The organism is Cyclobacteriaceae bacterium (genome assembly GCA_013141055.1).
In the GTDB taxonomy this organism is placed as follows: domain Bacteria; phylum Bacteroidota; class Bacteroidia; order Cytophagales; family Cyclobacteriaceae; genus ELB16-189.
This window is the reverse complement of sequence record JABFRS010000001.1, coordinates 1,002,844-1,021,497: the sequence shown is the minus strand read 5'-3', so window position 1 is coordinate 1,021,497 and position 18,654 is coordinate 1,002,844. Positions and strand designations below refer to the sequence as shown.

Sequence of the window (18,654 nt, the reverse complement as noted above, 5' to 3'; positions counted from 1 at the left end):
TTGGCCTGAAAACCATAGTTCACATTATCCTGATGGTGTCAAAAAGTAGCTGGTTTTTCGCTTTTGAAAGTATCGTGCACCCCCTATTGACAATGCTGTATTTAATTCTATTTTTGCGGAAATTTTAAATGTATGTACTGGACTTTGGAATTGGCTTCATACCTCGAGGATGCACCCTGGCCTGCCACCAAGGATGAATTAATTGACTTTTCCATCCGTTCAGGTGCTCCCCTGGAAGTGGTCGAAAATCTTCAGGAACTTGAAGACGACGGTCAGCCTTACGAAAGTATTGAGGAGATATGGCCGGATTATCCTACAAAAGAGGACTTCTTCTTTAATGAGGATGAGTATTAAACACGATTAAGATTATTTCAATCGATATAGAAGCTGGCCATCGGTCAGCTTTTCTTTTTTAAGAGAGCCTCGGCGATGACAAGATCTTCCGGGGTTGTGATTTTGATGTTTTCATAGCTTCCTTCAAAAAGAGATATAGCATGTCCCGAACGTTCGGCTACACTTGCATCGTCTGTCAGACTAGCATCCTCTTTAATTTGATACGCTTTTCGGATCAGATTGAGATCAAAGGTTTGAGGCGTCTGAACAACGCGGAAACGGGAGCGGTCCATGGCTTTTGTGCTGTCCATATCCGTCATGCGAATAGACTCTTTTAACCGAACCGCAGCCACAGCCGTTTGGTGGATCGCTGCGAGACGAAAGGAGGCACCAATGATATCTTCACTCACTAAAGGCCTCACTCCATCATGGATCGCTACAAGGCCATCACCATCAATCTTATCAAGTCCATTCTTAACGGACTGAAAACGGGTTTCTCCCCCTTCCGCGAGAATGATGAGGTTTTCAAAGGAATAAGCTGCTGCGATAGAATTCCAGATTTTGAAATCGTCTTCCGGCAACACAAGAATTACTGTAAGCGAAGAAGAGTAACGAAAGAATGCTTCCAGTGTATGAACCAATATTGGTTTGCCGTTCAATTCAATGAATTGTTTTGGCAAGCTGCTTTTGATCCTGGTGCCTTTGCCGCCAGCAACAATGAGAGCGTATTCTTTTTTCTGCAAAACAGTTTTTGTTATCAATTAAACGTTAGTCTTTAACCGCGAATTGAGTTACGATTTTAAGACTAACGTTTAACTTTTACTTAGATGATCAGCATTGCATCACCGTAGGTGAGGAATTTATACTTTTCCTTCTTCGCTACGCTGTATGCCTGCATTGTTAAATCATAGCCACCAAAAGCACAGGCCATCATCAATAAAGTAGATTCAGGCTGATGGAAGTTTGTAACTAATGCACTGCAGATCTTGAAATCGTATGGTGGGAAGATGAATTTATCTGTCCATCCTTCACGTTCTTTAAGTCTGTTGTTGGCAGAAACCGCAGTCTCAAGCGAGCGCATGGAGGTGGTACCGATAGCACAGATCTTGTTTTTATTATCCAAAGCATTGTTGACAACCTTTACCGCATCAGTTCCGACAATAAAGTTCTCAGAATCCATTTTATGCTTGGTAAGGTCTTCAACATCCACGGCGCGGAAAGTTCCAAGTCCAATGTGAAGAGTAACATACGTCATGTCAATGCCTTTCAACTGCATGCGTTTCATCAATTGCTTGGTGAAATGCAGACCAGCTGTTGGAGCGGATACAGCACCCTTCTTCTTGGCGTAAATAGTCTGGAAGCGTTCTTTATCAGCAGGTTCAATTTTTCTTTTGATGTATTTGGGAAGGGGAGTTTCTCCAAGTGTTTCAACAATCTTGTCAAACGCTTCAGAATCTCCGTCGAACAGGAATCGAATTGTTCTTCCCCGTGAAGTGGTGTTATCAATGACTTCTGCTACCAGGTCGCCATCTCCGAAGTACAATTTATTACCAACACGAATTTTGCGGGCAGGATCTACTAAAACATCCCACAGGTGCATTTCCGCATTCAATTCTCTCAAAAGGAAAACTTCAATTTTAGCACCTGTTTTTTCCTTGCGGCCATAAAGTCTGGCAGGAAAAACCATTGTATCATTTCCAACGAAAACATCGCCTTCATCAAAGTAGCCAACGATGTCTTTAAATAATTTATGTTCAATTTTTCCGGTTTCGCGGTGAACAACCATCATACGGGAGTCATCGCGATTTTCGGATGGGTGAAGGGCAATCAGATTATTCGGCAGGTCAAACTTAAATCCAGATAATTTCATTTCTTTTTATTTATTCTTTTGGGTGAAATAATTCAAAACTGTGTAGTGAGATGGCAATTGTCCGCTGATGAGAAAGGAGGAAAGAATGGATATACCAATAGGGACATTTCATAAGCTTACGGGCTTTGGCCTCTTATGCCGGATGAGGCCTGTTTAATAATAAGGCTGCAAAAATAAGGATTTGTTTTAATTGACCATTTTTTACAACCGAAATCAGTTTTTTCGCGTTTATTTGCCCATGCTCGTACTCCGCCTGATTGCTGAAAGTTTTGCTTTCGCCTGGAAAGCGTTGAAATCCAACGTTTTGCGTACAATTCTATCCCTGCTCGGTGTTACGGTCGGGATCTTTGCCATCATCGCCGTTTTCACTTTGGTGGACTCTCTTGAAAAAAATATCAAGTCCAGTTTTGACTTTTTGGGAACCGGTGTGATCTACGTTGGCAAATGGCCATTTACCCCGGAAGGCAATGGACCTTTTAAATGGTGGGAGTACTGGAGAAGGCCAACACCGTCTGTCAATGAGTATAAATTCCTAAATGCTAACCTCAGAAGTAAATCAGCAATTTCTATTTATTCAGCAAAGGGTAACGTGACTATCAAGAAAGGTAGTAACAGCATTGGTCAGATCGGGTTGAGAGGTGCGGGAGAAGGATATGATGAGATTTTCGAAGTCAATGTTGAGAATGGCCGCTATTTCACCGCAGATGAAGTGGAAGGTGGAAGAAATGTTGTTATTCTAGGTTATGAAGTTTCACTGGCCTTGTTTAATGATAAAGACCCGGTTGGTGCAGACATCCGGATTAAAGATTTGCGCTATAAAGTAATAGGTGTGGTTAAACGCGAAGGACAAAGTTTCCTTGGTACACCAAGCAGTGATTACACAGTTATAATTCCATATGTTTCCTTCCGGAAATTGTATCAGACAGGAACAGGAAACTGGAATGAACTTCAATCAACGATAGGCATAAAAGGTAATGAGTATGACCTTGGATTGGTTGAGCTTGAAAATGAATTAAAAGGTTTGTTAAGAGGACGACGCGGATTGCGCCCCTCTGAAAAAGATAATTTTGCCCTCAATCGCCCGGAAGCAATTGCGAATGCCATCAGTGGTTTGTTTGATGTGGTAGGGATTGCTGGTTGGATCATCGGCGGATTCTCAATTCTGGTAGGTGGTTTTGGTATTGCCAACATCATGTTTGTATCAGTGAAAGAACGAACGAGTATTATCGGACTGCAGAAATCCCTGGGTGCGAAAAATTATTTTATTCTGTTCCAGTTCTTGTTTGAAGCCGTATTCCTAAGCTTGATTGGAGGACTCGCTGGCATCCTGTTAGTCTTCCTGCTCACATTTATTCCTTTCGGTTCGCTGGAAGTTGCACTCAGTGCAAAGAATATAGTTCTTGGAATTGGAGTATCATCAGTTATTGGATTGATTTCGGGAATCGTTCCTGCGGCGGTTGCTGCCAGATTGGATCCGGTGATTGCAATTCGATCGAACTGATTATTAAAGAAATTGATGAAACCCGGATTGGCAACGATCCGGGTTTTTTTTGTGGAAAAGAGTCCCATTTAGCAACTCTTTCATCCTTTCATACTAACGAAGGAAGATGGCAGGCGAAACTTGTGAAATGTATAAGAGATAAAAAATAAACAGCCCGGCCTCATTATGAAGCCGGGCTGTTTATTTTTGAAGCACTAAATACTAAGCTTCCTTTTCTTCCAGCACTTTCGTGCCATCAACTGTGGAGAGCTTTTCCTTAATTCTCTTTTCAAGATCTTCCATGAGCTCAGGATTATCTTCAATCAACTGTTTCACAGCATCACGACCCTGGCCTAATTTATTTCCACTGTAAGAGAACCATGAACCAGATTTCTGAATCACATTCAATTCAACACCAATATCCACGATCTCCCCAGACTTGGAGATTCCCCGTCCATACATAATGTCAAATTCAACTACCTTGAATGGAGGTGCAACTTTGTTTTTCACGACCTTCACCTTAACGCGATTACCTGTGATGTCATCGCTGCTCTCTTTGATCTGACCAATGCGGCGAATATCCAAACGTACTGAAGCATAGAACTTCAATGCATTTCCACCCGTTGTAGTCTCAGGATTTCCAAACATGATACCGATCTTCTCACGCAACTGATTGATAAAAATACATGCACAACCTGTCTTTGCGATCGTGCCTGTGAGTTTCCTCAACGCTTGTGACATCAGGCGTGCCTGAAGACCCATTTTACTTTCTCCCATCTCGCCTTCTAACTCAGCTTTTGGTACAAGTGCTGCAACAGAGTCAATAACAATAATGTCAATAGCTCCTGAGCGAATCAAATGCTCTGCAATTTCAAGCGCCTGCTCTCCATTGTCCGGCTGAGAGATCAACAAATTTTCAGTATCGATGCCAAGCTTTTCAGCATATGATTTATCAAACGCATGCTCGGCATCAATAAAAGCAGCCAGACCGCCAGCCTTTTGAGCTTCCGCAATCATGTGCATGGTCAAGGTTGTTTTACCAGATGATTCCGGTCCGTAGATTTCTGTTACACGTCCACGGGGAATACCACCAATGCCCAATGCAATGTCAAGTCCCAGGGAGCCCGTAGAGATTGCCGGAACATCCATGACCTTCTGGTCGTCCAGCTTCATCACCGTACCTTTCCCATAGGTCTTTTCCAACTTATCAATAGTAAGTTGAAGGGCTTTTAGCTTTTCCTTGTTGTCTTTGTTGTCGCTCTTTTCGTTTTTGTTGTCGCTCATATATAGTTGTGTTATTGATTACGTGTTCTAAACTGGGTTTGAAATTAATACTTCAATACTAATAATTATAACTTTTTGCTAAAAATTTTAGTGATTCGGAAACCCTGACATATTTTAAAGTCCCTCATCCCTGACGATTTCCCCCTAACTAGCGTAATTTGCGCATTCATGAAATTCAGATGTTTCGTTCTCTCCGTATTTCTGGCTGTTGGGGCAATTTCGGCTTCTGGTCAACTCAATAACAAGGTTTTCGAAGACAGGATGCCTGTAAATGAAGCAGATTCAGGAAAATTTGCTGTCGGACTCAATACACTGGCTTTTTTTAAGAACAATGAATACACCCGGACGATCATTGATGGCTACACTCTTTTTGGATTTCAGTTTCAACCGTATGTCAGCTATCATCTCAATAAAAATGTAAGGATTGACGCAGGAGGCTATTTTCAAAAGGATTTCGGTAACAGCAAATTCTCCACAATTGCGCCGATCTTCTCCATTAAATGGAATAAAAATGAATACTCAGTCATTTTCGGAAACCTGGAAAGCAGTCTCAACCACAGGTTAATCGAACCATTATATGATTTTGAAAGAGTTCTGAACAACCGACTGGAGACGGGTGTACAATTTCAGATCAATCGTGAAGATCTTTTTGTTGACCTGTGGATTGATTGGCAATACATGCAATACTGGCGGGATACTCAGCAGGAACAATTGGTGGCAGGTCTCTCTGCTCAGAAAAAAATACTGAAAATCGGTAGTGGATCACTTAGCGTTCCGATCCAATTGATGACACGCCACCAGGGAGGGCAACTTGACATCGCTGGATTAGCGATTCAAACACTGGTGAATACGGCGGTTGGATTGAATTGGTCCCAACCTATAAATGGATTGGTCAGCCAAATCGGGTTGAATGGTTTTTATTTATATGATAAAGACTTAACAAATTCCCGGCAAGCGTATAAAGATGGAAGCGGCTATTATTTAAATGGAACACTATCTACAAAATTTGGACTGGAAGTTATGGCCAGTTATTGGAAGGCAGAGGAGTTCATTGCCTTTGATGGTGGGAAAATCTATCCAGCCGTTTCTTACTTTGATAACACACGTATTCAGCCGACACCTAATCTGATGATCTTCAGATTTCTCTATGATTATAAAGTTGCTGAAAATCTTTATCTGACCCTGCGATACGAACCTTACTTCGACCTATCGTATCATACCTTTCAGTATTCCTACGGCGTGTATGTGAATTATCGCGACAAATACTATTTCAAAAGGAAGAAATGATAAAGAAGATTCTTGGATTTTTTTTACTGATTCTTCTGATAGTATGTGCTATTTATTGGTCGTTGATATCCTATGGCATCGCACAGGGTTTAGGTCAGCTTAAAATCATACGTGAAGCCAGACCTGTTGAAGAGTTTATTCAGGACCCTGCTTATCCTGACTCTCTTAAATCAAAATTATTACTGATTCAGGAAGCAAGGCAATTTGCAATTGATTCTCTCGGACTGAACGACACGGATAATTACAAGACCATGTACGATCAGAAAGGGCAGGAGCTGATGTGGGTGGTGATCGCCTGCGAGCCTTTTAAGCTGAAAGAAAAACGCTGGGAATTTCCGATCGTCGGATCGGTACCATATAAAGGATTCTTCAATCGCGAGAGTGCTATAAAGGAAAAGGAATCATTGGAAAAAGATAATTGGGATGTAAGTGTCAGAAATCCTGGAGGATGGAGCACGTTGGGTTGGTTTACAGATCCGATCCTGAGCGGCATGCTGCGTCGCAGCGATGGGGATCTTGCTAGCCTGATCATCCATGAGATGGTCCACTCTACTATTTATGTGAAAGACAGTTCAGACTTCAATGAAAACCTCGCTTCATTTATTGGAGACCGTGGTGCGGAGCGTTTCCTTCAGGTAACAAGAGGTGATACATCGAAAGTATTTAAGGAATATTTTTTTGAGGATAGTGATTACAGAAAGTTTGCCGAATACATGCTTCTATCAACACAAAAGCTGGACAGTTTGTATAATACTTTTTCAGAAAGTGATTCCCTTGAATCCAAAAAGAAAAGGAAAGAAGAATTTATAAGACGCATTGTTAATTCAATGGATACACTGTCTTTTAGTGGAGGAAAACGAAAATCGAACAGATTTGCAAAGAGGCTTCCCAATAACACCTACTTTATGTCCTACAAAACGTATGAATCAAAGCATGATACGATGAAGGATGATTGGCAGCGTTTATTTGGCAACGATTTAAAGAAAATGATCAATCATTATAAGAAAGCATATCCCTTTCTTTAGTATCGTGCGCTATGGATGATGAATCCACAGACATCTGCTCATTATCCACAGATTAAGTAATTGTTAAACCCTTAACACAGGTTTTTTATTGGATTGAATCTGGCTAATTTTGAACTACTTAAAAATCAAAAAAACATGGGTAAAAAAGCCGCTTACAAAGTGCTGGTGGTAGACGATGAAGAACCCATACTCGAATTGCTTAAATACAATCTTGAAAAAGAAGGCTACGAAGTCAAAGCAGCCAACAACGGTCATCTTGCCGTAGAGATTGCAAAAAAATTCAAACCAGACCTGGTGTTGCTGGACATTATGATGCCACGCATGGATGGTGTCGAAGCTTGCCGGCAGTTGCGGGCAATGCCTGATCTGATCAATACATTCATAGTATTTCTGACCGCCCGTTCTGAAGAGTATTCTGAAGTGGCAGCGTTTGACGTGGGTGCTGATGACTACATAACGAAGCCTATCAAGCCACGCGCCTTAATGAGCAGGATCAGTGCGCTTTTCAGACGTGATTCGAAAGGCAAAACTCCTACTTCAATGATTACGATAGGAGACCTGATCATTGACCGTTCCAGCTATACCATTAAGGTAAAGGGCAAAGAAATTAATCTCCCTAAAAAAGAATTTGAACTGCTGTTTTTCCTGGCTCAGAATCCTAACAAAGTTTTCAGCCGCGACGATCTTTTGCAAAATATCTGGGGGTCAGATGTCTATGTGCTGGCCCGCACGGTAGATGTTCACATAAGAAAAGTGAGAGAAAAGATCGGAGATGACTACATTACAACCGTAAAGGGAGTCGGTTATAAATTCAATCTGATTTAATACATGGTTTATAGTGCCCGGACGATGGCGTTGCTTCTGGCGGTGTTCATCGCTTTGGTGACCGTGCTCTTCCTGTCCCTTGTAAAAAGTGTCAGTCAGGACGGCCTTATTGTTGCCGGCGTCATCAGCTTCTTCTGCTCTTATTTATTAATTTATGTTGTTCTGGAGTTTCTTGTGTTTCGCGAGATCAACAAGATCTATAAAATGCTGGGTAAGCTCAGGAAAAAAGAACTGGGTGGAATCAAACCTGAAAAATCAGGAGCCCTCAATCCGCTGACCAACATCAATGAGGAGATCAACTCCTTTGCATTGCTGAAGCAAAAGGAAATTGATGAATTGAAAAAGCTGGAAGCCTTTCGCAAGGAATTTATTGCAGACGTTTCACACGAATTAAAGACGCCCATTTTTGCTGCGCAAGGATTCATTCATACTTTACTGGATGGAGCCATGAATGACAAGGCAGTTCGCAACCGCTTTTTAAAGAAGGCTGCTAAAAGTCTGGATGGCCTGGATGTGCTGGTACAGGATCTGCTGACATTATCCCAGATCGAAACGGGTGATATCAAGATGAAATTCGAATCCTTCGATCTTCACAAACTCTGTGTTGAAGTGGTGGATCAATTTGAAGAGAAAAGCGAGAAAAAAGAAATTAAACTCAGGTTGCTGGATCATCCTCAAAAGCTGATCGTTCATGCTGACTGGCAACGGATCACTCAGGTTATGACCAATCTGGTGTCAAATGCGATTAATTATACATCCGAAGGTGGAGAAGTGATTGTTTCATTCGATGTCAGCAAGAAGTACATCACCACTTTTGTTACCGATACAGGAGAGGGGATCCCTTCACAACATTTCACCAGAATATTTGAGCGTTTCTATCGTGTGGATAAAAGTCGTAGTCGTGAGAAGGGAGGAACAGGACTTGGTCTCGCCATCGTCAAGCATATCTTAGAGGGCCATGGATCCCGTGCAGAAGTAGAGAGTGTCGTTGGTAAAGGTTCTACTTTTAGTTTTAAATTAAGTCGTTCGAAATCAGAAGAGGACAAGGATTAGTTTTTTTATTTATTTTTACTCTTTAATCAGTTTTAAAATATGAAAGTAGTAGCGGCGGTTTTACTTTTCTTTACTCTTCTGTCACATGAAATGATGGCGCAGGATTCTTTAAAGGTTAACCGGACTGTTAATTTCCTTGCTTTCAGTGGTGGAGGAAGTTTTGCGATGGGAAGCTATTCAGAATCGGTATCCATTAGAGAAGGCAGTGGTTTTGCAGGAAGCGGGTATAATTTCCAAATAGAATATGCTGGGTTCTGGAGTCAAAATGCAGGCCTTGGAACTGAGATAGGAATGTTTTCAAATAGTGTTAATAGATATGCTTTAGCATCAGAGATTGCAACGACTACACCACCTTCTCCGGGAACAAGAATTGTTCTTACAGAGTTACAGCCATGGAAAAGTCTTTATGTTTTTGCAGGTCCCTATGTAACGTTGCCGCTTAAAAATATTCACATTGATTTCAAAGCACTCGCTGGAATAATGGGCATTACAGCTCCTGCGTTTAATCATACCGTAGAAAATATTACTGCCCCTGCCAATCCGACTTTGATAAGAGATTATTCACCCATAAGAAATTTTGTATTTGGATATGGATTAGGCTCGAATATTCGACTAAAGCTGGACAAAGCAGCACAATTGAAGTTTGGTATTGAATTTATGCAGGCTACTTCAGATGCAGACTATTCCAAATCGTTAGGCTTTACAGGCAATCGCGGTACGCAGAATATTTCCAACTTAAATCTTTCATGGGGATTGGCATTTAATGTAGGGAAATAGAAATTCCCATGCCCAAACACTCTCCCTCTTTCTCAGACCTTATCCTTTTTCAAAACGAGGATTACATCTTAATCAATAAGCCACCATTTATTGCCACCCTGGAGGACCGGGTCGAACCGGTAAATATTCTGGCTCTGGCGAGAGAGGTAGAATCCGATCCGCAGGTTTGCCATAGATTGGATAAGGACACTTCAGGGGTACTTGCTATAGCCCGTAATCCGGAAGCCTATCGCCACCTTTCGATGCAATTTGAGCATAGGGAAGTGAGCAAAGTCTATCACGCTGTGGTGGATGGAATCCAGGATTTTGAGAATGTAATTGTGAATAAGTCGATTTTGAAGCAGAATGATGGTACTGTGAAATTATCGTCACAAGGAAAGGAGGCGGAAACGTCATTTTCGACCCTAAAAACCTTCTATAAGCATTCTCTGATTGAGTGCCATCCGGTGACCGGGAGAATGCATCAGATCCGGATCCATTTGTCGTCTCTGAAGGCTCCTATTACCGGGGATGAAATGTATGGGGGCAAACCGTTCCTGATCTCTGAGATTAAGAGAAATTATAGGGTGAAAAAGGATACCGAGGAGGTAACGCTGATAAAAAGAATGGCACTCCATGCCTTTTCGCTCGAATTTTCAGACCTGAAAGGGAACCGAATTTTGACGGAAGCCCCTTATCCTAAGGACTTTACAGCGATGCTGAAGCAACTTTCGGCAAACGTCCGCTAAAATCAGAGACCTGCTTGCATAATCTATCTATTGGGGCTACTTTTGTGTCCCTTTTTGAGGAGGGCTGTGATTTTTAAGGAGTTTAACCGTTAATTCAAGTGGATTCGATCAGTTTTAAAACAAAAAACCTAAACAAAGCCAGTGCTGAAAAGAACTGGGTTTTGGTGGATGCCGAAGGACAAGTTTTGGGTCGCGTTGCGAGCCAGATTGCTATGGTAATCCGTGGCAAGCATAAAGCCAGCTACACACCCCACGTAGATTGTGGAGATCATGTGATAGTAATCAATGCTGAGAAAGTGAAAATGACTGGCAAGAAGTGGACTGATCGTGTGATCTTCACTCACTCTGGTTATAACGGTGGTCAGAAAGAATCTACCCCTAACATGATCAAGGCAAAGCACCCTGAGAGATTGCTTGAGTATGCTGTACGAGGCATGTTGCCAAAGAACAGAATCGGAAGCGAGCTTTTCAGAAGCTTACATGTTTATGCAGGAGCATCACATCCTCATGAAGCTCAGCAGCCTAAGGCTATGAAGATTGAGAACAAGAATTATAAATAACAGAACACTATAGTTAACATTCATGGATATCATTAATACCATAGGTCGCAGAAAAACATCCATTGCAAGGGTTTATGTAAAGCCAGGCAAAGGAACAATCATCATTAACGACCGTGAGCTTGCAGCTTATTTCTCTTCAGAAATTTTGCAGATCACTGTAAAGCAGGCATTGACCCTTACCAAGCTGGAAGGCAACTACGATGTTACTGTGAATGTAGAAGGTGGTGGCAATAAAGGACAGGCAGAAGCTATCCGCTTAGGCATTGCGCGTGCTCTTGTTAACATTAACAACGAAAACCGCCCTGCACTAAGAAAAGAAGGTCTGCTTACCCGCGACTCACGTATGGTAGAGCGTAAGAAACCAGGTCGCAGAAAAGCAAGAAGGAAATTCCAATTCAGCAAACGTTAATCGATACGATAGCAGCAGTATGGCAGATAAAATAACAACCCAGGAAATGATGGAAGCAGGTGTTCACTTTGGACACCTTACCCGCAAGTGGAATCCGAGAATGGCAGAGTACATTTTCATGGAGAACAACGGTATTCACATCATTGATCTTAATAAGACATTGAAATGCCTGGAGGAAGCAACCTTCGCAATCAAGAACATCGTTCGTTCAGGTCGTAAGATCATGCTGGTAGCAACTAAAAAACAGGCTAAGGATATCATCGTTGAAGAAGCAACACGTCTTAACATGCCGTTCGTAACAGAGCGTTGGTTAGGTGGTATGTTGACCAACTTTGCTACTATCCGCAAGTCTTTGAAGAAGCTTGCTCAGATCGACAAGATGATGAAGGATGATACCTTCTCAAACCTTGCGAAACGCGAGCGTCTGATGATCTCCCGTGAAAAAGCTAAGCTTGAAAAATTGTTAGGAGGTATCACGGACCTTAACCGTCTTCCTGCAGCATTGTTTGTGATCGACGTAAAACGCGAACACATCGCAGTAGCAGAAGCTCAAAAGTTGAACATCCCGGTTTTTGCAATGGTGGATACCAACTCAGATCCTTCTGATATCGATTTCCCAATTCCTGCTAATGACGATGCTTTTAAATCTATCTCTATCATTACCAAATACATTGGTAAAGCAATAGAAGAGGCTTTACAAGAGCGCAAGAAAGACAAGGAAGAAGCAGGTTCTAAAAAGGACGAGGAAGAGAAGCGTAAAGTGGACGAACCGGTTCACGAAGCGTAACCGATAGATAGCAACGTAATTGATCGTCCTGCTTCCCTGATCGGTGGCAGGACGCTTCATTTAACCCCGTTTTTTAAAGCGAGGATTTCATATAGACTACTAATTTTAAACTAGAAAAGAACATGTCAGCAATCACAGCACAAGATGTAAACAAACTCCGCACTATGACCGGTGCCGGTATGATGGACTGCAAAAAGGCTTTGACCGAAGCCGATGGTGATTTTGAAAAAGCCATAGAAATTTTAAGAAAGAAAGGACAGAAAGTTTCTGCTTCCCGTTCTGACAAAGAAGCTAAAGAGGGATCTGTATTCATTAGGGTTTCTGACGATAAGAAAGAAGGTGTACTCATCGCTTTAAACTGCGAAACAGATTTCGTTGCAAAAACAGATGATTTCCAGAATCTTGGAAAGCTTATCATTGAAACAGCTTTTGCTAAAAAGCCTGCGACAAAAGAAGAATTGCTTGCTACAAGCGTGGGCGGACTTACGTTGAATGATAAGATCACTGAGCTTGTTGGTAAGATCGGTGAACGCCTTGATATCAGTTCGTATGTTCAGATGAAAGGTGAGGCCATTGTTCCATATATCCACGCTGGTAATAAGTTGGGTGTGTTGGTTTCATTGAAAGGTGTTAACGGTAAGGACGTTACGGATGCCGGTAAGGATGTTGGTATGCAAATCGCTGCCATGAACCCTTTGGCTGTGGATGATAAGAACATCGATAAATCAGTAATTGAAAAGGAACTTGAAATTGCGAAAGCGCAGATCCTTGCAGAAGGAAAACCTGAAAACATGGTTGAGAAGATCGCCGCTGGTAAGATGAACAAGTTCTTCAAGGACAATACATTGTTGCCTCAGATATTCGTTAAGGATAATTCAAAGACTGTTGCTCAGTATCTGGATAGTGTTACCAAAGGCCTGACAGTAGCTGAGTTCAAGAGAATAGCAATTGGCTAATTCATTTGAAGAGTCATTAGTAAATAAGAAAGGGGCAAAGGCCCCTTTTTTATTGGTGTATAGTGGGATGTCGCTTTTATTCCGCCATTGATTAGCTGAAGCTTATTATTTCGGTCTATTCTAAAAAGAAGATTGAGAGAATTGCAGACCCGATAACCTTTTCCAATCTTTCCCGTATATTTCGGTTCCAATCGGCAAATTTAAGCCTATGATTTTCGTATTCTGATTTGATTTCGCATCAAGTCTCTTTCAAATCGATAGCCATACACCTTCCGGTGTAAATGGTTTCATTCTATTTATTTACATTTAATTTTAACTATGAAAGTTTTTACGAAAACGGTTTCAATATTTAATCTATTTAAGGAAGCTATAAAAGGTTCTGAGCAAAGCTTTACAGATGGTAGTATCAATCGTGCCATTTTTATGCTCTCGATTCCGATGGTTCTTGAAATGGCCATGGAATCTCTCTTAGCAGTAGTCGACATATTCTTCATCAGTCGGTTGAACAATAACGACGCTGTAACTGCTGTTGGCCTTACAGAATCTGTGACAGGTATTATTTATTCTCTCGCAATGGGTCTCGGTATGGCGGCAACTGCTATGGTCGCTCGTCGCATTGGTGAGAAAGACTCACCCGGAGCGGCTATCGCTGCAGTGAATGCACTCTATATTGGTCTGGTTCTTTCTTTCATTATCAGTATTGTAGGAATTTTCTTTTATCAGGATATTCTTCGTTTAATGGGAGCCTCTGAACAAATCATTCAGGTTGGTTCTGGTTATACTCTATGGATGTTGGGTGGAAATGTTACTATTGTTGCCCTCTTTTTGATCAATGCAATTTTCCGGGGTGCGGGCAACGCTGCGATTGCCATGCATTCATTATGGATTGCGAATATTCTTAATATGATCCTGGATCCAATCCTAATCTTCGGTTGGGGACCTATTCCATCTATGGGAGTGGAGGGTGCAGCGATCGCTACTAATATCGGTCGTGCTGCAGGCGTCATGTATCAACTTTATTATCTCCGGGGTGATAAAGGCATCATCAAGATCAACAAGGAAAATATCAAAATTGATTATGGCATCATTGTCAAGTTGATCAAGATTGCTTCAGGTAATGTCGGACAGTTTTTGATATCAACAGCAAGTTGGCTTTTCCTGGCAAGGATCATTGTTACGTTTGGCAGTGCAGCCTTTGCGGGATATCAGATTGCTATTCGTGTAATCATTTTTACGATTCTTCCATCGTGGGGTATGGCCAATGCTGCAGCAACACTGGTTGGCCAAAATCTGGGAGCACAAAAACCTGAACGTGCAGAAGAGTCTGTATGGAAAGCAGGGGTAGCCAATATGGTATTTCTCGGGCTTATCTCAATTGTGTTTTATTTTGTTTCAGAACCCATTATGAGATTTTTTACATCTGATCCTGAGGCAATAAAGTATGGAACAGAATGCCTTCGTATTGTTGCTTTCGGTTATGTCTTCTTTGGATACGGAATGGTAGTCGTGCAGTCATTCAACGGCGCTGGAGATACCCGCACACCAACGATACTGAACCTGTTTACCTATTGGTTCTTTCAGGTGCCTCTGGCATACGTGATGGCAATCAAACTTGACTTTGGAGCATCAGGTGCCTTTTGGGCAATTGCAATTGCAGAATCTGTTCTTGCAGTTATTGCAATACTGATCTTCAGAAGAGGTAAATGGAAGAATGTGAAGATTTAAGTGATTCGGTGGTTCGTTGTTGTTTGGTGATGCAGATCAACCATAAAAACGAATCACCGGATTATGGTTTTTTCTTAAATGCCGCCTTCAGCGCTTTCTCCAGTTCTTCGCCAGCTTTTTTCAGGCTAACCTCAACTTCTTTCCAGCGCTCCTTATTGTTTGAGTCATTTCGGATTTTTTCTGCTGAGTCTTTCAATTCCTCAAACTTCTTTTTCAAATCAACTTCCATTCGGGAGCTGGCATCCTTAGCCTCGACAAAGAAATTGTCAAGTTTTTTACCAAAATCCTTAAAAAATCGCTCTGCTTTTCCTTCTTCGTTGGTTTCCATACTTATCGGATTATTTTTGATTCTCTAAATTACAGACTTAAAACAAGATCTCCATGGAAACAGATCAACCCGATCCACTAGAACATATCGTAAAGCTCCTGGAGAATAAATCCACCGCCAAGCAGATCACATATAAAAAACTCATCCAGTCATTTGAGCTTCTCGCAAAAGAATCAAAACGGGTAGCAGGGGAGCTTAAAAAGAAGACTAAACCCAGTACGGACAATGATGTTACTGTTGACTTCAAGCGAATTAATGAAAATGAATTTCAGGTTAAACTGGCAGGAGATCTTTTGATCTTTGTGCTACACACCAACATTGTGACGTTTGAAGACGATCATGATGTAATGAAAAACCCATACATAAAAGAGAATGAGATCAATCAGTATTTTGGTCAAATTATGGTCTATAACTTTATGTCTGATTCTATCAAGTTCAACCGGGTGAATGATCCTGGCTATTTATTGGCTCGTCTTCTGATCAATCACGATGGCCGGTATATTATTGAAGGCGAGGGAAAATTGGGAATTGTGTATGGTCAAATATCGGATGAGCCCATTACTGAGCAGGATCTGAATGTTATGGTTAAACTTTCACTGATGCTGGCGATTGAAAATGACCTGATGGCACCACCATACACTCAGGTGAAATTCATTACGCTTTATCAGAAGCTTGAAAAAACGCAGGAGCTTGGGGCGGGACAGAAGATTGGATTCAGAATGAGTTATCATGGAAAATTAACCGAATAAAGAAGCGATTCTTCCTGGAAAGAAATTCTGTAATCTATGTTCATAATAAAAAAAATAAAGTTCGTAGAAATAATTATTTTGGCCTTTATTATCCATAGATGATCTCTAAAAAAATAAGATTCATTTCATTTTTAATCATCATTCTCCTTGCTGTGAATGCGTGTGCATCTTCCAACCATGCTCATAAGAAATTAAAAAGAGGTAAGCCGATCCCTTGTCCGCTTAAAGACTGTTGAGAATATGAAGAAGATCATCATCGCCATTGATGGATATTCAGCATGTGGGAAGAGTACTACTGCCAAGGAGGTCGCCAAAATTCTAGGCTTCCGGTATATCGATTCGGGGGCTATGTATAGGGCAGTTACCCTTCATTTTCTTGATAAGCACGTCTCTCTCACAAATCTGAAAGAGGTCAACTTTGCTTTGAGTCAGATCAAGATAACATTTAATGTCAACAGCAAAGGCAAGACAGAGACCTTTCTAAATGGCCGGATCGTGGAGAGGGAGATCAGGGATATGAGAGTCTCTGAATTTGTAAGCCAGGTCAGCACCATTGCCGAAGTTCGTCATGCAATGGTCGACCAGCAAAGAAGAATGGGCAAAGAGCGCGCGATCGTAATGGATGGTCGTGATATCGGAACCGTCGTATTCCCAGATGCCGAGCTTAAATTATTTTTGACTGCAGATGTTCTGGTGAGAGCTTTCAGAAGGCAAAAAGAATTGCTGGACAGAGACGAGATGGTGGACATTGATTCGATTATAGAAAATCTCCTGAAGCGCGATGAGATCGACAGCACCCGCCAGGAAAGTCCGTTGAGAAAGGCCTCCGAAGCGATTGAGATGGACACTACCCACATTACTATTGATGAGGAGGTGGATGAAGTCGTCAGATTGGCTCTAAACAGGATGGTCCAAAAGAAAAAATAGCATCCGGCACCCACCTCATTTCGGGTATGTATTTCTCGTATTCTCCAGTGAATCTGTTCATGAATTTCTAAGAATACCGTTTAACCCAAAACCCTTAACAAAAGCCTAAAAAATCGTTGACGGGTAAGGATAATTGCTAATTTTGCCTCGGCCTAAAATATATCGTTGCCGTCAAAATTCATGGGCAAATTTATTCGTCTTAAGAAAGGATTTAATATCAATCTTGCGGGCAAAGCAGCCCCGAAAATTGCAGACTCCGAGCCTGCTGAAACCATCTCCCTCAAACCATCTGACTTTCATGGACTCTACATGCCAAAAGTCGTTGTTAAAGAAGGTGATATTGTCAAAGCCGGGTCTCCTGTTTTTCACGACAAAAAACTTGAATCCATTCAATTTACATCTCCGGTAAGCGGAGAGGTGGTTGAAATAAAGCGCGGTGAGAAACGCCTTTTGCTGGAAGTAAAAATTCTTGCTGATAAGAAAAGCGACTATGTGAACTTTAAAAAGTTCAGCATATCTGAAATAGGTAATCTTTCAGCTGAGAATATTAAAGCACAGATCCTTGAAGCAGGTGTCTGGCCAAATTTTGTTCAACGCCCTTTCGGAACGATCGCTGATCCAGCCGTAACTCCGAAAGCAATTCACATATCTGCATTTGATACACATCCACTAGCTCCGGATTACAGTATTCTATTCAAAGGTCAGGATCAGTTCTTCCAGGCAGGTGTTGACATTCTAAAAAAATTAACGTCCGGTGCTGTGAATCTCAATGTTCACACGACCAGTGATATTGCTACGGTATTCTCCCAGGTGAAGGGTGCTGAAGTGAATAAATTCTCAGGGCCACATCCTGCAAGTTGTGTGGGAGTTCAGATTCATCATATTGATCCTATCAGCAAAGGAGATATTGTGTGGACGATCAATCCTTTCGGAGTTATCCAGATTGGAAAGTTGTTTCTGAATGGAGTTTATGACGCATCGAAGATCGTAGCAGTAGTAGGTTCTGAAGTTAAGGCGCCTCAGTACTATAAAACAGTGACAAGCGCTTCTATTAAAAAACTGGTTGCCAATAACCTTTCTTCAGAAAATGTTCGCTTCATTTCAGGTAACCCTCTTACGGGAACCAGAATTGAAAGCGACGGACACATTGGTTTCCATGATCATCAGCTAACTGTTTTACCGGAAGGAAACCATCATGAGTTTATAGGATGGATTACACCGGGAGCTAATAAATTGAGCTTTCAGCGTGCGTGGGGATTGTTTTCGTTCCTCACTCCGTCAAAGGAATTCAAATTGGATACCAACACGCATGGCGAACCCCGTGCATTTGTTCAGACGGGTGTATTCGAAAGAGTTATGCCGATGGATATTCTGCCAACACATTTAATAAAGAGCATCCTGGCAGAAGATGTCGATGAAATGGAAGCATTGGGAATTTATGAAGTGATTGAAGAGGATTTTGCACTTTGTGAATTTGTAGATGTTTCCAAGCATAATATCCAGGATATACTTCGTGATGGACTTGAATTGATCAGAAAGAGTTAAGAGATA

At 41.6% G+C, this 18,654-nt stretch carries 20 protein-coding genes; 16 read left to right on the top strand and 4 right to left on the bottom strand.

The window, feature by feature from the left end; translation table 11 throughout:
* The first annotated feature begins 132 nt into the window (after positions 1-132).
* Positions 133-354, top strand: a complete 222-nt coding sequence (locus HOP08_04420; protein NOT74151.1) for a DUF2795 domain-containing protein — start codon at positions 133-135, stop codon at positions 352-354.
* A 44-nt stretch (positions 355-398) separates the two neighbouring features.
* Here HOP08_04420 and HOP08_04415 read toward each other — a convergent pair whose 3' ends face one another.
* Together HOP08_04415 and queA are read right to left on the bottom strand one after the other, a co-directional pair.
* Complete coding sequence (locus HOP08_04415) at positions 399-1,076, bottom strand: 2-C-methyl-D-erythritol 4-phosphate cytidylyltransferase (GenBank protein NOT74150.1); 678 nt, start codon at positions 1,074-1,076, stop codon at positions 399-401.
* Between the two features lie 80 nt (positions 1,077-1,156).
* Positions 1,157-2,203: a tRNA preQ1(34) S-adenosylmethionine ribosyltransferase-isomerase QueA gene (gene queA, locus HOP08_04410; protein NOT74149.1), complete on the bottom strand. Its 1,047-nt coding sequence runs from the start codon at positions 2,201-2,203 to the stop codon at positions 1,157-1,159.
* 238 nt (positions 2,204-2,441) lie between these two features.
* On the opposite strand from queA, the gene HOP08_04405 reads away from it, so the two are divergent.
* Positions 2,442-3,704, top strand: a complete 1,263-nt coding sequence (locus HOP08_04405) for an ABC transporter permease (protein ID NOT74148.1) — start codon at positions 2,442-2,444, stop codon at positions 3,702-3,704.
* Positions 3,705-3,905: 201 nt separating this feature from the next.
* Here HOP08_04405 and recA read toward each other — a convergent pair whose 3' ends face one another.
* Entirely contained in the window at positions 3,906-4,967 is a 1,062-nt protein-coding gene (gene recA, locus HOP08_04400) for a recombinase RecA (GenBank protein NOT74147.1), read from the bottom strand.
* Between the two features lie 168 nt (positions 4,968-5,135).
* On the opposite strand from recA, the gene HOP08_04395 reads away from it, so the two are divergent.
* The 11 genes from HOP08_04395 (at position 5,136) to HOP08_04345 (ending at position 15,099) form a co-directional block, all read left to right on the top strand.
* Positions 5,136-6,254, top strand: coding sequence for a hypothetical protein (locus tag HOP08_04395; GenBank protein NOT74146.1), 1,119 nt, complete (start codon positions 5,136-5,138; stop codon positions 6,252-6,254).
* On the top strand, positions 6,251-7,279 hold the full coding sequence (locus HOP08_04390) for an aminopeptidase (protein ID NOT74145.1): 1,029 nt from the start codon (positions 6,251-6,253) through the stop codon (positions 7,277-7,279). The genes HOP08_04395 and HOP08_04390 overlap by 4 nt, the downstream gene beginning before the upstream one ends.
* A gap of 135 nt (positions 7,280-7,414) precedes the next feature.
* The gene (locus HOP08_04385; protein ID NOT74144.1) at positions 7,415-8,104 is read left to right on the top strand and encodes a response regulator transcription factor; all 690 of its coding nucleotides are present in this window, start codon (positions 7,415-7,417) and stop codon (positions 8,102-8,104) included.
* A gap of 3 nt (positions 8,105-8,107) precedes the next feature.
* The gene (locus tag HOP08_04380) at positions 8,108-9,157 is read left to right on the top strand and encodes a two-component sensor histidine kinase (GenBank protein ID NOT74143.1); all 1,050 of its coding nucleotides are present in this window, start codon (positions 8,108-8,110) and stop codon (positions 9,155-9,157) included.
* 39 nt (positions 9,158-9,196) lie between these two features.
* Entirely contained in the window at positions 9,197-9,934 is a 738-nt protein-coding gene (locus HOP08_04375; protein ID NOT74142.1) for a hypothetical protein, read from the top strand.
* Positions 9,935-9,942: 8 nt separating this feature from the next.
* A complete protein-coding gene (locus HOP08_04370) occupies positions 9,943-10,662 on the top strand; it encodes an RluA family pseudouridine synthase (GenBank protein NOT74141.1) in 720 nt (239 codons plus the stop codon).
* 98 nt (positions 10,663-10,760) lie between these two features.
* Complete coding sequence (gene rplM / locus HOP08_04365; protein ID NOT74140.1) at positions 10,761-11,222, top strand: 50S ribosomal protein L13; 462 nt, start codon at positions 10,761-10,763, stop codon at positions 11,220-11,222.
* A 22-nt stretch (positions 11,223-11,244) separates the two neighbouring features.
* Complete coding sequence (gene rpsI, locus HOP08_04360; protein NOT74139.1) at positions 11,245-11,631, top strand: 30S ribosomal protein S9; 387 nt, start codon at positions 11,245-11,247, stop codon at positions 11,629-11,631.
* Between the two features lie 19 nt (positions 11,632-11,650).
* Entirely contained in the window at positions 11,651-12,418 is a 768-nt protein-coding gene (gene rpsB / locus HOP08_04355; protein ID NOT74138.1) for a 30S ribosomal protein S2, read from the top strand.
* Positions 12,419-12,540: 122 nt separating this feature from the next.
* The gene (locus tag HOP08_04350; GenBank protein ID NOT74137.1) at positions 12,541-13,374 is read left to right on the top strand and encodes an elongation factor Ts; all 834 of its coding nucleotides are present in this window, start codon (positions 12,541-12,543) and stop codon (positions 13,372-13,374) included.
* A 318-nt stretch (positions 13,375-13,692) separates the two neighbouring features.
* Positions 13,693-15,099, top strand: coding sequence for an MATE family efflux transporter (locus HOP08_04345; protein ID NOT74136.1), 1,407 nt, complete (start codon positions 13,693-13,695; stop codon positions 15,097-15,099).
* A 61-nt stretch (positions 15,100-15,160) separates the two neighbouring features.
* Here HOP08_04345 and HOP08_04340 read toward each other — a convergent pair whose 3' ends face one another.
* Entirely contained in the window at positions 15,161-15,427 is a 267-nt protein-coding gene (locus HOP08_04340; GenBank protein ID NOT74135.1) for a hypothetical protein, read from the bottom strand.
* A gap of 53 nt (positions 15,428-15,480) precedes the next feature.
* On the opposite strand from HOP08_04340, the gene HOP08_04335 reads away from it, so the two are divergent.
* From HOP08_04335 to HOP08_04325, 3 genes are all read left to right on the top strand, one after another.
* The gene (locus tag HOP08_04335) at positions 15,481-16,176 is read left to right on the top strand and encodes a hypothetical protein (GenBank protein ID NOT74134.1); all 696 of its coding nucleotides are present in this window, start codon (positions 15,481-15,483) and stop codon (positions 16,174-16,176) included.
* Positions 16,177-16,416: 240 nt separating this feature from the next.
* A complete protein-coding gene (locus HOP08_04330) occupies positions 16,417-17,103 on the top strand; it encodes a (d)CMP kinase (protein NOT74133.1) in 687 nt (228 codons plus the stop codon).
* A gap of 180 nt (positions 17,104-17,283) precedes the next feature.
* Entirely contained in the window at positions 17,284-18,648 is a 1,365-nt protein-coding gene (locus HOP08_04325) for a Na(+)-translocating NADH-quinone reductase subunit A (GenBank protein ID NOT74132.1), read from the top strand.
* The last annotated feature ends 6 nt before the right edge of the window (positions 18,649-18,654 follow it).

Coding starts and splice junctions, on each gene's coding strand:
- HOP08_04345 (NOT74136.1), top strand. CDS start 13,693: ATGAAAGTTTTTACGAAAACGGTTTCAATATTTAATCTATTTAAGGAA.
- HOP08_04395 (NOT74146.1), top strand. CDS start 5,136: ATGAAATTCAGATGTTTCGTTCTCTCCGTATTTCTGGCTGTTGGGGCA.
- HOP08_04405 (NOT74148.1), top strand. CDS start 2,442: ATGCTCGTACTCCGCCTGATTGCTGAAAGTTTTGCTTTCGCCTGGAAA.
- HOP08_04335 (NOT74134.1), top strand. CDS start 15,481: ATGGAAACAGATCAACCCGATCCACTAGAACATATCGTAAAGCTCCTG.
- queA (NOT74149.1), bottom strand. CDS start 2,203: ATGAAATTATCTGGATTTAAGTTTGACCTGCCGAATAATCTGATTGCC.
- HOP08_04390 (NOT74145.1), top strand. CDS start 6,251: ATGATAAAGAAGATTCTTGGATTTTTTTTACTGATTCTTCTGATAGTA.
- HOP08_04370 (NOT74141.1), top strand. CDS start 9,943: ATGCCCAAACACTCTCCCTCTTTCTCAGACCTTATCCTTTTTCAAAAC.
- HOP08_04375 (NOT74142.1), top strand. CDS start 9,197: ATGAAAGTAGTAGCGGCGGTTTTACTTTTCTTTACTCTTCTGTCACAT.
- HOP08_04420 (NOT74151.1), top strand. CDS start 133: ATGTACTGGACTTTGGAATTGGCTTCATACCTCGAGGATGCACCCTGG.
- HOP08_04325 (NOT74132.1), top strand. CDS start 17,284: ATGGGCAAATTTATTCGTCTTAAGAAAGGATTTAATATCAATCTTGCG.
- HOP08_04350 (NOT74137.1), top strand. CDS start 12,541: ATGTCAGCAATCACAGCACAAGATGTAAACAAACTCCGCACTATGACC.
- HOP08_04340 (NOT74135.1), bottom strand. CDS start 15,427: ATGGAAACCAACGAAGAAGGAAAAGCAGAGCGATTTTTTAAGGATTTT.
- recA (NOT74147.1), bottom strand. CDS start 4,967: ATGAGCGACAACAAAAACGAAAAGAGCGACAACAAAGACAACAAGGAA.
- HOP08_04330 (NOT74133.1), top strand. CDS start 16,417: ATGAAGAAGATCATCATCGCCATTGATGGATATTCAGCATGTGGGAAG.
- HOP08_04380 (NOT74143.1), top strand. CDS start 8,108: ATGGTTTATAGTGCCCGGACGATGGCGTTGCTTCTGGCGGTGTTCATC.
- rpsI (NOT74139.1), top strand. CDS start 11,245: ATGGATATCATTAATACCATAGGTCGCAGAAAAACATCCATTGCAAGG.
- rpsB (NOT74138.1), top strand. CDS start 11,651: ATGGCAGATAAAATAACAACCCAGGAAATGATGGAAGCAGGTGTTCAC.
- HOP08_04385 (NOT74144.1), top strand. CDS start 7,415: ATGGGTAAAAAAGCCGCTTACAAAGTGCTGGTGGTAGACGATGAAGAA.